We start from the raw sequence: 13,594 nt of genomic DNA, 5'->3' as shown, positions 1-13,594 counted from the left end.
TTAGGGGAGATTGCTTTTCTTCAAGCTGAACTTCCATCTCCGTGAGCTTTCGGACCATTGGTTTTGACAGGAACTTCTTTTTTCCGAAGCAACGTCATGTCCCCAGCTTCTTCCCGAAATTCAGGATCTCACAGATCTCCGCCTTGGCCTTGTAATTAGCCTGCATTTCCTCGTCCAATTGTCCGCAGAACTTGCAGATCAGATCGGTGGCTTTTTGAGAGTGTTGGGCGGCTTCGCTTCTTTCGCCCAGGAGCATCTCGACCACCGCCAGCAGGTGGTGGGCCTCAAACGGTTTTTCCTCATCGTCGGAGAAGCCGCCGCCCTGTAACTGTCCCAGCAGGATCTGCCTGGCTTTTTGCAAAAGCTCCGCTCTGCTTCCGCCTTCAGCCTTTCCGGCCTGGGCCAGCAGCAGCCGGCTTTCCAACAACGGGTTACCGTCCGATCCTTTGGCCCCGGTCTGCTTCATCACTTCCTGGGCCTGGCCGAACAGATCCAGAGAACGGTCCAGGTCATTCAGCAGGCAGTAGGCATCGCTTAAGTTGTACAAAGCGCTGGCCTCCAGTGTCCGGCTCTGCACCTCGCGTGCCACTTCCAGCGAGACCTGGAATTCCTCCACCGCTTTTTGCAGGTCGCCCTGCGCCTTGTACAGCCGCCCCATCCCCGAGTGGCCGTAGGCGTCGCCCAGCCGGTTGGCGATCCGGGCGTTGATGTCCAGGTAACGCTCGAAATATTTCCGGGCTTTCTCCGGGTAATTGAGGTCCAGGTAGATCCCGCCCAGGTTGTTGCAGGAGATGGCTACGGACAGGAGCTCTCCGGTCTTCTCGGCCATCTCCATAGATTTCTCCAGATATTCCAGGGCCCTGGGGATGTCGCCCTGGGACCAGTAGACAGTGCCCAAATTATTATAAGGCGCCCCCAGGCTGGCATTGCTTTCATGTTTTTTAAGGATCTCGATCTGCTGCAGGTGGTGGCCGATGGCCTGTTCGTATTTGCCTTCCCGGGCTTCAAAGATGGCCAGCAGATTGCAGGCCGCCGAACGGGCCCGTTCCGACCTGGCCGGTTCCAGCCCCTTGAGGCTGTCCAGTATCCTGACCGCCCCGGACACAAAATGGTTGGCCCGGTCCAGCTGTCCTTTAAGATAATAGACCCAGGCCATCTCCCGGAAGATGTTGAACATCTCCAGCGAATTGGGATCGGCGCTGAGCTTGGCCACCGCCCGCTCCAGGTGCTGCAGTGACTGGTCGTATTTGCTCTTGCGCTGGTAGTTCTCGCCGATCTTGCGGAACAGCATGGCCTCCTGCTCCGGGCCCCCGGCGCAGGCCAGGTAACCGTTTAGCAGGCCTATGGCCTCGTCATTGTCCCCCAGCGAGGAGCAGATGTCGGCCAGCTTTATACCTGTCTCGAAGCACTTGGTCTTCAGGGCCGGGTCGCCCTCCATCAGCTTAAGCGCCCGGCGGTAGAAATCACGGGCCTGCAAATTGGCGTGAAGCTTGCGGTTCTTGTCCCCGGCCAGGATGGAGTACTGGATGTTCTTTTCCCGGTCCTCTGACCGCTCGGCGTGGTAGGCCAGCAGGTCGGCATACTGGTCTATCAGTGCCGGGTATTTTTCCTCGATCAGCCTGACCACCTTGGCGTGGAGGTTGATCCGGAATTTCTTGAGGATGGTGTTGTAGGCCGCCTCCTGGACCAGGATGTGCTTGAAGATGTATTCGATGTCGTCGCTCAGGCTGGACTGCAGGCTGCGCCGGATCATGTCCCTCAGGGTCAGGTCGGCCAGGCCGCCCGAGATCTCCTTGTCCATCAGCTCGGACACCAGCTGCTCCCAGAAGATCTTGCCCACCACCGCCGCGTGCTGAATGATGGATTTCTGGGCCGAGGGCAGCTGGTCTATCCGTGAGAGCAGCAGACCCTGCAGGGTGTTGGGGATCACCGCCTCGCCGATCCCGCCGGCGGCCTTCCAGTAGCCTTCGGCCGGCAGCAGCAGGCCCTGGTCTATCAGGTAACGGATAATCTCCTCCACAAACAGCGGGTTGCCCCCGGCGTATTCCACTATCTTTTCCTTGACCGCCGCCGGCAGCTCCTCTATCTCCAGCATGGAGTGGATTATCTGGCGGACATCCTCCGGCTTCAGTTCGGCCAAATGCAGGTTGATCCCCGTCCCGTGGGCCACCAGGCGCTGGGCCATGGCTGCGGCCCGGGCCCCTTCCTGGGTGGGCGGCCTGGTCAGCCCCAGGAACAGGATGGGCAGGTCGCGGTGATAATTGATGATATATTCCAAAACTTCCAGTGAAAGCTCGTCGGCCCAGTGCAGGTCCTCCACCACCACCACCAGCGGGGCCTGGGCGGCCATCAGCCCGCAAAATTCCACCAGCACCAGCTTGATCTGCTTCTGCAGCTGCTCGGCGCTGAGGTTCTGTCCCAGGGACCCTTCGGGGTCCAGGCCCAGCATCACGTTAAAGACCCGGGCCGGACCGAACAGCCCCACCTGCCGGTCCCCGAAGTGACGGGCCGTTACGGTGCTGATCTTTTCCCTCATGGCCTGGGGCTCCTCGTTCTCCTTTATTCCAAATACCCCCCGCAACATCTCTATCACCGGGCCCAAGCTGGCCCCGCCGAAAGGCAGGCAGCGCCCGAAGGCCAGCCCGAAATCAGCCTTCTGCCGGACGGCCCGCTCCTTGAGCGAAGCGGTGAACTCCTGCAACAGTCGTGATTTCCCGCCGCCCGGATCGGCGATCACGAAGACCGCCCGGGGCTTCTTCTCCCGGATGGCGGTGTCGTAGGCGTCCATCAGGACCTTCAGCTCCCGGTCCCGGCCCACCATCGGCGACCACAGGCCGCCGATGCCCCGGACCTTGCCCCTTTCGGCCAGCACTTTTTCCAGCCGGTAAGCGTGGACGGTCTCGGCCTTGCCCTTCATCTGGTGCTCGCCCAGATCGCTGAAGTCAAAGACGTGCTTACCCATCCAGGCCAGTTCCTCGGAAACAGCTATCTCTCCGGGCTTGGCCAGGCTCTCCAGCCGGGAGGCCACGTTAACAGCGTCCCCGATCACGGTGTGGGCGGACTGCTTGTCGCCGCCCACCGAGCCGGTGACCACCTCCCCGATGTTCAGGCCCTGGCGCATGGCCAGCTCCAGCCCCGTCTGCCGGCTCAGGTCCTTAAAGGCCTCCTTGATCTCCAGGGCCGAGCGCAGGGCTCGCTCGGCGTCGTTCTCGTGGGCCACCGGTACGCCGAACAGGGCCATCACCTCGTCGCCCACGTATTTGTCAATGGTCCCCTCGTATTTTTTGACGATGCCGGCCACCCGGGAAAAACACTTGTTCAAAATGTCCCGGACCTGCTCAGGGTCCATCTTTTCCGACATGGCGGTATAGCCGGCGATGTCCCCGAACAGGATCACCACCGTCCGGCGCTCGGCCTGCAGCTGGGAGGACTCCTGTTCCAGCCGGGTCCCGCAGTCCCCGCAGAATTTCATGTTATCCGGGTTCTCAAACCCGCATTTCCGGCACTTGTTCACTTAGCTCCCCTTTTTTCTTTTAAGCCATTGGACCGGGTCCACCGGTTTGCCGCCCTTGCGGACCTCGAAGTGCATGATCGGTCCGTCCACGCTGCCGCCCACCTTGGCTATCACCTGGCCCTCGGCCACGGAAGAGCCGGTGAAGACCAGCATGTCGGTCAGGTTGCCGTATAAGGTGTAATATCCGCCGTCGTGGTCCACCAGGATGACGTTGCCGTAACCCAGAAACCGCTCGGCGTAGACCACCTTGCCCGCGGCCACCGCCACCACCGCCGAGCCGTAGGAGGAATAGATGTCGATGCCGTTGTTCTGGATGTAGGTGTTGTACTTGGAGTGCTTCTTCAGCCCGAAACTGGAATAAAGCTTTCCCTCGGCCGGCCATAACAGGCCGCCCTGCTTGCGTTCCAGCACGGTAGTGCCGGGGGCCGGGACCGTCTTCCGGCGTTTCTGGAGCTCGGCCTTGCGCTGCCGTTCCAGATCGTCTATCAGGCTTTGCAGTTTTTTGGCGGCCGCCGCCAGCTCTTTTACCAAAGCTTCCTTGGAGGCTTTCTCCTGGCGGACCTTGTCCAGCAGTTTTTTCTGCTGCTGCTCGTCCTCCTTCAGGTTGGCCATCTCCAGCTCAGTCTCGCCCTTGACCTGGGCCAGGGTGATCAGCCGTTCCTGGCGGTCGGCCTTGTCCCGGGAAATCTGGGTCCGTTCCTCCTTGATGGCGTCGTAAAGCCTCCGGTCCTGAAGCGAGAACAGCCGGAGATATTTGTAGCGTTTGACGATGTCGGCGAAACTGGCCCGGGTCACCAGCACCTCCCATTCGTAGAGCCGCCCCTGTTTGTACATCTGCCGGACCCGGGTCTCCATCAGGGCCTGGCGCCGGCTCATCTGGGATTCGGCCTTCAGCATCTGGCCGTCCAGCTTCTTGATCTCGCTGTTCAGCCGGGCCTCTTTTTCCCTCAGGGCGTTCAGCACCTGCCGGGTCAGGTTGATCTGCTCGGCCATCCGTTCCATCTGGCCCAGAATGTTCTTCTCCTGGCCCTTCAGTTCCTGGGCCCGCTCCCGGGCCTCGGCCAGCTTCTGGCGGATGGCCTTGAGCTGGCCTTCCTGGGAGTCCGTCTCCTGGCTTAAGGCCGGAGAAAGGTAGCCGGACCAGAGCAAGGCCAGGATAAGAATGATATGTTTGGTTCGTCCAAAGTGCATCAGTTCACAAATGCTTCCCTGAAATATCCTGATCTTCCCAAGCCGGGACCCTCATCATGTAATGCCGCGCTCCTCATCCCAACGCCAGCTGGCCGTTGGCCTCCACCCTGCAGATCAGGATCTCCCCGTACAGCCCTTCCTGGGTGACGGTGACATGGCCCAGCCGGATCAGCTCCAGCAGGGCGAAGAAGGTTACCACCATCACCAGTTTCCTGGTCTCGCCGGCGAACAGGTCAAAGAACTTCATCCGCTTCTTTTCGGTGATCTCCTTCAGCACAAAATCCAGCCGCTCCTCGATGGTGATGTCCTCTCCCACTATCTGGTAGAGCTTGACCTTGTCGATCCGCTCCACCACCTGGCGGAAGGCCTGCAGCAGGTCCAGCAGGCCCACCTCTGGCTTGGGGGGCTCGGACGGAGCATCATCCTGCTTTTCAAAAGCGCCCTTGGGCCGGGGGTACATCAGCCGCTGGTGCTCCTCGCGCTCCTCCAGCCGGCTGGCCGCTTCCTTGAATTTCTTGTATTCCAGCAGCTGCTGCACCAGGTCCCGCCGCGGGTCCTCGGCCTCCGGCCCCTCCAGCTCTTCGTGCCGGGGCAGCAGCATCTTGGACTTGACCTTGATCAGGGTGGCGGCCATCACCAGGAACTCCCCGGCAATGTCCAGGTCCAGCGACTTCATGATGTCTATGTATTCCAGGTACTGCTGGGTGATGCTGGCAATGGGGATGTCGTAGATGTCCACCTCCTGCTGTTTGATGAGGTATAGCAGAAGGTCCAGGGGACCTTCGAATATTTCCAGTTTGACTTGGTAGGGTTGATTAGCCATTTAAGTATGTCTGCTCCTTTTGGTTTTTAGATTTTACCCCAGATCGCCACAGAGACTCAGAGGCACAGAGGGCTTAATATTAATGGGGTCAATAAATAATTAACAATTTTTATTGGGAAGCCATGAATACTAAACTGTGGGAACCAGGGTTGATTCCTGCTTTTCTGGCTTCCTTATAAAATAAATTCTTTTCCTTAGAGTACTACGTTTCAAATTAAGAGACCTGGTTAATGATACAACTACTCCCCTGTGCTAAACAATATTGTTATGCTCAGTGTCTCTGTGCCTCCGTGGCGAAATTATTTTTTCTGTTCCATGTGCTGACTCAGGTCCAGCCTCCTCAGCTTCGGTGCCGCCCAGGCCACCGCGCCCGCGATGACGAAGGTCATCCCGCTGTTGAACACCAGCGAAGGCACCAGGCCCATCAGCTTGGCCGCCACTCCGGACTCGAAGGACCCGATCTCGTTGGAGGAGCCTATGAACACGCTGTTGACCGCCGACACCCGCCCCCGCATCTCGTCCGGGGTGTAAAGCTGGACGATGGTCTGGCGGATCACCACGCTGATGTTGTCCACCGCGCCGGATAGGGCCAGGGCCGCCATAGACAGCCAGAAATTGCGGGACAGGGCGAAGATCATCATGCAGGCCCCGAAGCCGGCCACCACCCACAGCAGTTTTTTGCCAGCATTATGCAACGGAGGCCGGTGGGCCAAAGCCAGGGCCATCACCGCCGCCCCGGCGGCCGGTGCCGCCCGCAGGAAGCCCAGCCCCTTGGGCCCGACGTGCAAAATGGTGTCGGCCACCATCGGCAGCATGGCGGTGGCGCCGCCGAACAGCACCGCGAACATGTCCAGGCTCATGGCCGGCAGAACTATTGGGTTGCCGAATACGAACTTCACCCCGCTGGCCAGGCTGGTCATCACCGGTTCCTCCAGGTTGCGGCGGGGCACGCCATGCGATTTGATCAAAGCCACCGCGGCCGAGCCGGTGATCCCCATGGCCAGGGCGGTGGCGTAGGCCGCCCTCACCCCGAAGAATCCGTAGATCAGTCCCGCCATGGCCGGGCCGCCCACCGCCCCGATCTGGAACACCAGGCTGTTGTAGGCCGACATCCTGGCGTAAAGCTCGCGGGGGACTATCTGGGCCGACAGGGCCATGGTGGAAGGCGCCAGGTAAGCCCTGATCAGCCCCATCAGGGCTATCACCCCGTAGATCGGAAGGGTTGTTCTGGTAAGAAGGACCCCGCAGCACCAGGAAAGCCACAGCAGAGCCCCGGCGCACAGTGTCAACAGGGCGGAGGTCACGGCCATGGTCCGCTGGCGGTCGTGGCTGTCGGCGTAATGCCCGCCGAACAGGGCCACCGAAATGAAGGCCAGGGCCTCGGCCAGACCTATCATCCCCAGGGCCAGCGGGTCCCGGGTCAGCTCGTAGACCTGCCAGCCCACGATCACCGACACCATCTGGATGGAGACGATCACAAAGAACCGTCCGGCCATGAATTTCCGGAAGTCGGCTATTTTAAGTACGTCGTAAGCCCTGGCGTTGTTGGTCATTAATTATTAAATTGATATGATCGTTCTTTATAGCCCAGTCCTAATTTATCCGCCGTAGTTTTAGCGTAGGAGGAAGGGCTGGGCTATAAATGTTAACGGAACTTATTTCGTCTTCATCACGAACACGCCGTCCCAGTTCTCCGGCGGCGGCAGCACCTTGAAGTCCTCGCAACGGTCGATGTAAGCCTTGCTGGGCCCGTCTTCGGGGTCCACTTCCAAGGCCTGCCGGAAGACGGCCTCGGCCTGGTCCCACTGCTTGGAACGATAGAGCTCCAGGCCCTTCAGGTAGATCTCCACCGCCTTTTTTTTCTTTTCGCTGACATCGGCCTCGGAAATTCCCAGCAGTTCGTAGACCCTTACCGGCTGTTCCTTGCCCACCACCCTCAGCATGTCCAGTTCCCGCACCGGGTACAGGCCCTGGACCTTGGCGTAGGTGAATTCGGACATCATGATGGCCGTGCCGTATTCCTTGTTGGCTCCCTCCAGCCGCGAGCCCAGGTTGATGGAGTCGCCCATGGCGGTGTAGCTCTTCTTCTTTTCCGAGCCCACGTTGCCCACCGTCACCAGGCCGGTGTTGATGCCGAACCGTGTGAACAGGTTGGGCATGCTGCGTTTGGCCAGGTCGGCGTTCAGTATCTGCAGCCGCTGGTTCATGGCCCAAACGCACTTGATGCAGGTCTCGGCGTGCTTGGGATCTTCGGTGGGGGCGCCCCAGAATGCCATGATGGCGTCGCCCTCGTATTTGCTGATGTACCCGCCGTATTCCAGCACCACGTCGGACATGGCTCCCAGGTATTCGTTGATCAGGGCGATCAACCGTTCCGGCGTTCCCAGTTTCTCGGAGAAGCTTGAGAAACCCTTGATGTCGGAGAAAAAAACGGTGACCTCTTTTTTGTCGCCGCCCATCAGCAGCATCTCGGGGTTGGCCATGATCTTGTCCACCAGGTCCTTTGACATGTAGCCCTGGAACATGTTCTTTATCCAGACCTTCTGTTTTTCCTCGGTCAGGTAACGGTAGCCCAGGATGGCCATGTTGGTGAACAGCACCACTGCTAGGGGCCTCACCATCTCCACCCATATCAGCGATTTGTCGAACATCACGGTGGCGGTGACGAAATAGGCCACCACCATCCCGAACAGGACCAATCCAGCCACCAGCGGTTTGAAGCGCAGGGAGACGAACACCGTCAGTAGCCCGATCAGAACCAGGATGATCAGCTGGATGTGCCAGGGAACAACTTGAACGAATTTTCCGGTCAACAGGGTCTGCATGATGTTGGCATGGATCTCCGGACCGGGAAAGACGTTGGAGAACGGCACCACCCGCAGGTCCATCAGACCGGCGGCAGTTGCGCCGACGATCACTATCTTGTCCTTAAAATACTCGGCCGGCACCTGCTCGGTCAGCACGTCAGAATAAGAGATGTAGCGGAATTTCTTAAACTGTCCGAAATAGGTGATCAGGGTCCGCCCATCCTTATCCACCGGGACTTTCAGCTTATCCCCGGCCTTGATATACTTGCCCAGTTCCACCGTCACCTCTTCCTTTTTGATCCCCAGTTTGTCCAGCACTATCTGAAAGTCCATCGAAGGGTAAGAGCGGTCGCCCAGGGCCAGGAAAAATGGCTGCCGCCTTGCCACCCCGTCGTCATCGGGCTCGATGTTGTAGTATCCCGTTCCCCGGGCCGACCCCAGCAGAACCGGTATCGGCGCGGTCATCTGCCCCACCTGGTAAAGGTCGCTTTGAGATTTGATGTACTGGTATTTTTCGGTAACCGCCGGAGGCAGTGCGTAAGACCAGTTCCTGGCCGTAATGTCCGAGCTGTCCTTAAGTTTGCCGGTGGTGAAATAGAACGGGAAGTAGGCTATACCCGCCTGGGCGGTGGCCGCCCCGAAATCCTGGTCGTAACCCCAGCTCTCCAGCACAGCACTGATCAGCTCCTGGGTATTTTCGGCCGCTGGCTTAAAGGGTTTGCTCTGTAAAAGTTTTTCCTTGATCTGTTCCCCCTTGGCGTCCTGATACAGCTGGACCATCTCCGGCTTCAGGCTGTCGCTCTCCACAAAGAAGATGTCGAAGGCCACCGCCGCCGCCCCGCCCTGGGCCAGGTAATCGGCCACCTTGGCGTGGTACAGCCGGGGCCAGTTTTGGAACCGGCCCAGTTGGTAAAGCGAGGCGTCGTCTATGTCCACGATCACCACGTCCTCAATGTCCTGCTCGTTGGTCTGTCCCACCCGCAGGCGGTAGCGCAGATCATAGCTTTTGCTCTCCATCCCCTGGAACAACCCCGGCACCAGATAGGAGATGGCCAGCACCGCGGCCACCACCCCGATCCCCACCAGGGCCCCCACTGATTTTTTGCTGCGATTGGCCTCGCTCATTTCTTAGCCTCCTTCTCCAAAGCTTTGACGAAGGCCTCCACCAGGGCCGGGTTGAACTGGGTCCCGCTGTCCTGGCGCAGGCGTTTGACCGATTCCTCCATCCCCAAACCCTTGCGGTAGGGACGGTCGGAGTTCATGGCGTCGTAGGAATCCCCCACGCAGATGATCTGGGCGTCCATTGGCACCTGGTCGCCGGCCAGCCCGGCCGGGTAGCCCCGTCCGTCCAGCTTCTCGTGGTGGTGGCGCACCCCGGGGATGATGTCCTTCATCTGCTTGATGGGCTCCAGGGCCTCGGCCCCCGTGTTGGGGTGGTCCTTGACGATGGCGAACTCCTCCGGGGTCAGGCCCGACGGCTTCTTGAGAATGGCGTCCGGCATCCCGATCTTGCCCACGTCGTGGAGGAGGGCCGCCAGCTCCAGCCGCTTGCGGTCCTCGGGGGAAAAGCCCAGCTGGTCGGCGATCATCATGGAATACTTGGTGACCCGGGAGGAGTGGCCGGCGGTGTAGTCGTCCTTGGCGTCGATCAGGCTGACCACGGTCCGGATGGAGTTCAGGAACAGCTCCTGGAGGTCGGTGTACAGGCTGGCGTTCTCGATGGCCACCGCCGCCTGGCGGGCCAAAGTCTCGAACAGCTCCACGTCCTCGCGGGTGAACAGCCCGCCCTTCTTGTTAAGCACCTGGGCCACCCCGATCAGCTTGTTCTTGGGCTTTAAGGGAACGGTGATGGCGTTGCGGGTCTGGAATTTTGATTTCTCGTCCACCTTGGAATAGAACCGGGGGTCCTTGGTGACGTCGGGGACCAGCAGGGTCTGCATGTGCTCGGCCGCCCAGCCCACCATCCCCTTGCCCCAGGGAACGCGGATCTGCTTGACCGCATCGCCGGCGTCGCCGGTGGCGATCTCAAAGAAGAACTCGTGCTTCTCCTCGTCGTATAAGAATATCGAGGAGGCCTCGGCGTCTATCACGTCCTTGGCCACCGTCATCACAGTCTCCAGCACCCGTTTGACGTCCAGCGAGGAGGAGATCAGGGCGCTGGTCTCGGCCATGGCGGTGATCCTCTCCACCTTCTCCCGGGCCTCGGAATAGAGCCGGCTGTTCTCGATCAAAGTGGAAAGGTGGGCTCCCAGGAGTTCTATGATCTCCAGGTCGTCGTCGTTGTAGTCCTCGCCCCTAAGCTTGTTGATCAACTCCACCACCCCGATGACCTCGGCCCTGGATTTCAGGGGCACGCAGAGGATGCTCCGGGTGGGGAACTCCACGTTGTCGGCGATCTCCTTCTTCCACTTGGGCTCGTTCTGGACGTCGTTGACCGTCAGCGGGATCCCGGTCTTGGCCACCCAGCCGGCGATGCCCTGCCCTATTGGTATCTCCAGCCCCTCCAGCTTGTGGGCGGCCGGTCCCTTGACGATGGAGAATTTCAGATAGGTGCGGTCGGAGGACAGCAACAGCAAAGAGCCGGCCTCGGAAGGCGCGATCTCGGTCACCAGGTCCATGGCCCGGTCCAGCAGCGGCTGGACGTCGAAGGTGCTGGCGGCGATCTCGTTGACCCTTTGCAGCACCTTGAGCTTCATCTTAAGGCTGGAGAGCTCGCTCTTGGCGGTGGGCAGCAGGGCGGCCCTGGCGGGCCGGGCCGGCAAAAGCCCTGACTTTTTCCTGGCTGGCGGCATGGGATACCTCCTTGTTTGGAGTATATTTTGGGATTTTTATGCAGACGGAGTTACGGAGTCTAACAGTATATTTTATATCAATAAGTTGTTTAAAGCAAGGACTTTATTGAAGATATTTTTAAGGAGCTGAGGAAAAGAACAAAGCCGGTCGTTAGACCGGCTTCATTTAATGACAGCATTTATTTTGCACCGCCAGATTCTTTCAACCTTTTCTCTATCCCCGCATCCCTGGTCAGCCCGTTCCTCAAAGCCAATTCGTAATAATACCCCGCCGAATCAATGTCCTTCAGCAGATAATGGGCATACGAACAGTTGAGCATTATCATCGGATCATCGGGTTTTAGCAGGAACGCCTGCCGGTATTCCCTCCCGGCTTCCGCCGTGTTCCCGGCCTTAAGCCAGGCGGTGCCCAGATTGTCGTGGCTGAAGGGATTGCCGGGATCTGTCTTTATAGCTTCCTTGAATAACTGTATAGCAAGTTCGCCCTTTCCCATGTCCAAATAAGACAGCGCCAGGCCGTTCAACAACCCGGGGTTTTGGGGGTCGTATCTTAAGCCCGCCTGGAACCGGGCAGCCGCCCCGGCCGGATCCTTCTGGTTAAGGTACATCATTCCCAGTGACCGATGGGCCAGCGAACAGTGCGGCGAGGTCTTCACCGCGTTCTGCCAGAAGGACCACGGGTCCTTAAAGTCCCGGCTGTGCCAGACGGAGAATAAACTGAAGACTATGAAAAGTACGGCGGCCAAGGACAAAAAGGTTTTTTTGTAATGGTAAATTGCTTCCGCCTGGGACACCATCAGCAGCAAGCCCAGGAAAGGCACGTACAGCCTGTGTTCCAGCATGTTGGCAAAATCTGTGATCCTGAAGACGGTGGGGACCAGGAACACCGCGAACCAGACCAGCCCGGCCAGGAATATCCTCTTGCTCCGGATGCCTTTCAGCGCGAACAGGGCGATGAACAAAACCAGGGCCGTCGTTCCAAAGAACCAGTGGGTATCCTGGGGCATGGGCATAACCGAAAGATTTGCAGGAAATATCAGCTTGCCGATGTAACCCAGCAGTCCCAGCGCGTTCTCGGAGGCGGTGTTCATCACCGGGGGCACCCGGGGCAGCACCGAGAGCCTTAAGCTGAAATACCCGGCCAGACAGGCCAGCCAGCCGGCGGCCAGATAAATGTATGGTTTTGCCTTCTGCTTGCCATAGACCAGCCAAAGAAACACGATGAAAACCGCCGGGATGGCCGTCGAGGTCTCCTTGGTGAACAATGCGCCCAGAAACAGGAAAAGGTGCAGGATGTACCACTGCCATTTGTTACTTTCCCGGTTACTGATCAAAGCCGCCAGCGAGCTAAAGACGAAAAGCCCCAGCAGGGGGTCGTTGCGCCCCGGCAGCCAGGCCACGGCCAGGGAAAGGGCCGGATGGGCGGCAAAAAGCAGCGCCAGGGCAAAAGAAGAACCGCGCTCCCCGGTCAGTTTTTTGAGTAGCCAGAATACCAGCAGGATGGAACCCAGGTGCATCAGGACATTGGTCAGGTGGTAGAACCAGACGTTCTTTCCGCCCAGGATGGCGTTGAACATGAAGGACAGGGTCAGCACCGGCCGGTAGAACTGCTGGCTTTGGCCCCAGGCTACGTCGTTCAGGAAGGCTGCCGGGACCTTGGTGATGTCCTTTATCAGGTAAAAATGTTTGGTGATCAGCAGGGTGTCGTCGTAGCCGCTCAGACCGAAGAACAGGGTCTGGGCGTACAGCGCAAAGCCCGCCGCCGCCAGCCAGGCATAGGGATGCCAGCTATCCAGGAGCAGCAGGGACATTGTGTGCCATGTCCCTATTAATTTAGATTGTTTTTCGGGCTGTTGTTTTGGCATTTATTCAATCTTTGAGGATTTTCGTCGTCCAGAGCCCAGTACAAAGGGTTTTCGATGATGTATTGCCTGATCCTGTCGTAGGCCTTTTCCCTGCGAATGACGTGTTCGAAATAATTCCTCTGCCAGACAGGGCATCCTGTTGTTTTACGTATTTCATTTATCCGTTTGGCGGCCCCCGATTTAAACCCGGCAATGAATGCTGCCAACGAATGGGGTTTGGGTCCACAGGGTTTGGCCCGGCACGGTAGGGGCGACCGGCCGGTCGCCCCTACATTGTCATAATGATCATTTATCAATACGATGACATGAACGTGATTGGGCATTATCACCCATTCACCCAATGTTATTTCCCGGCGGATTTCCGGGGTCCGCAATAGTTCCTGTCTAACAATTTCTCCATAGGGATTCAATACCATGCATCCATCGATAATATCACCAAACAAACATTTTCTCCCCTGGGTACACATTGTAATGTAATACGCCCCTTCCAGGGAATAATCGTATTCCGGCAGACGGATGGAGCGCCGGTGGTGTTTTGTTTTGTTGGCAGGCAAACAAACGTTATTCATAATATTGTCGCAATACTTGTAGGGACATGGCTC

Annotated in this window: 8 protein-coding genes; all 8 read right to left on the bottom strand. The window is 58.6% G+C overall.

The genetic code is table 11. The annotated features are described in order from the left end of the window. Positions 1-94 precede the first annotated feature (94 nt). The 8 genes from HZA73_05615 to HZA73_05580 all read right to left on the bottom strand — a co-directional run bounded on the left by HZA73_05615 (position 95) and on the right by HZA73_05580 (position 13,561). Positions 95-3,514: a tetratricopeptide repeat protein gene (locus HZA73_05615; protein MBI5805504.1), complete on the bottom strand. Its 3,420-nt coding sequence runs from the start codon at positions 3,512-3,514 to the stop codon at positions 95-97. Next, positions 3,515-4,705 (bottom strand): peptidoglycan DD-metalloendopeptidase family protein, encoded by a 1,191-nt coding sequence (locus HZA73_05610; GenBank protein MBI5805503.1) that lies wholly within the window; start codon positions 4,703-4,705, stop codon positions 3,515-3,517. A gap of 73 nt (positions 4,706-4,778) precedes the next feature. Then, the gene (locus HZA73_05605; GenBank protein ID MBI5805502.1) at positions 4,779-5,528 is read right to left on the bottom strand and encodes a segregation/condensation protein A; all 750 of its coding nucleotides are present in this window, start codon (positions 5,526-5,528) and stop codon (positions 4,779-4,781) included. A 299-nt stretch (positions 5,529-5,827) separates the two neighbouring features. Continuing rightward, positions 5,828-7,081, bottom strand: a complete 1,254-nt coding sequence (locus HZA73_05600; GenBank protein ID MBI5805501.1) for an MFS transporter — start codon at positions 7,079-7,081, stop codon at positions 5,828-5,830. 102 nt (positions 7,082-7,183) lie between these two features. Next, complete coding sequence (locus HZA73_05595; protein ID MBI5805500.1) at positions 7,184-9,460, bottom strand: CHASE2 domain-containing protein; 2,277 nt, start codon at positions 9,458-9,460, stop codon at positions 7,184-7,186. Beyond that, complete coding sequence (locus tag HZA73_05590) at positions 9,457-11,127, bottom strand: GAF domain-containing protein (GenBank protein ID MBI5805499.1); 1,671 nt, start codon at positions 11,125-11,127, stop codon at positions 9,457-9,459. Before HZA73_05590 ends, HZA73_05595 begins: the two co-directional genes overlap by 4 nt. Positions 11,128-11,306: 179 nt before the next feature. Continuing rightward, on the bottom strand, positions 11,307-12,938 hold the full coding sequence (locus HZA73_05585) for a tetratricopeptide repeat protein (GenBank protein ID MBI5805498.1): 1,632 nt from the start codon (positions 12,936-12,938) through the stop codon (positions 11,307-11,309). A 17-nt stretch (positions 12,939-12,955) separates the two neighbouring features. Then, positions 12,956-13,561 (bottom strand): transposase, encoded by a 606-nt coding sequence (locus HZA73_05580; GenBank protein ID MBI5805497.1) that lies wholly within the window; start codon positions 13,559-13,561, stop codon positions 12,956-12,958. Positions 13,562-13,594 lie beyond the last annotated feature (33 nt).

It is taken from the genome of candidate division TA06 bacterium (assembly GCA_016235665.1).
Classification (GTDB): domain Bacteria; phylum Edwardsbacteria; class AC1; order AC1; family EtOH8; genus UBA5202.
This window is presented reverse-complemented; position numbering and strand designations above follow the sequence as displayed.

Coding starts and splice junctions, on each gene's coding strand:
- HZA73_05590 (MBI5805499.1), bottom strand. CDS start 11,127: ATGCCGCCAGCCAGGAAAAAGTCAGGGCTTTTGCCGGCCCGGCCCGCC.
- HZA73_05595 (MBI5805500.1), bottom strand. CDS start 9,460: ATGAGCGAGGCCAATCGCAGCAAAAAATCAGTGGGGGCCCTGGTGGGG.
- HZA73_05585 (MBI5805498.1), bottom strand. CDS start 12,938: ATGTCCCTGCTGCTCCTGGATAGCTGGCATCCCTATGCCTGGCTGGCG.
- HZA73_05580 (MBI5805497.1), bottom strand. CDS start 13,561: ATGAATAACGTTTGTTTGCCTGCCAACAAAACAAAACACCACCGGCGC.
- HZA73_05605 (MBI5805502.1), bottom strand. CDS start 5,528: ATGGCTAATCAACCCTACCAAGTCAAACTGGAAATATTCGAAGGTCCC.
- HZA73_05600 (MBI5805501.1), bottom strand. CDS start 7,081: ATGACCAACAACGCCAGGGCTTACGACGTACTTAAAATAGCCGACTTC.
- HZA73_05610 (MBI5805503.1), bottom strand. CDS start 4,705: ATGCACTTTGGACGAACCAAACATATCATTCTTATCCTGGCCTTGCTC.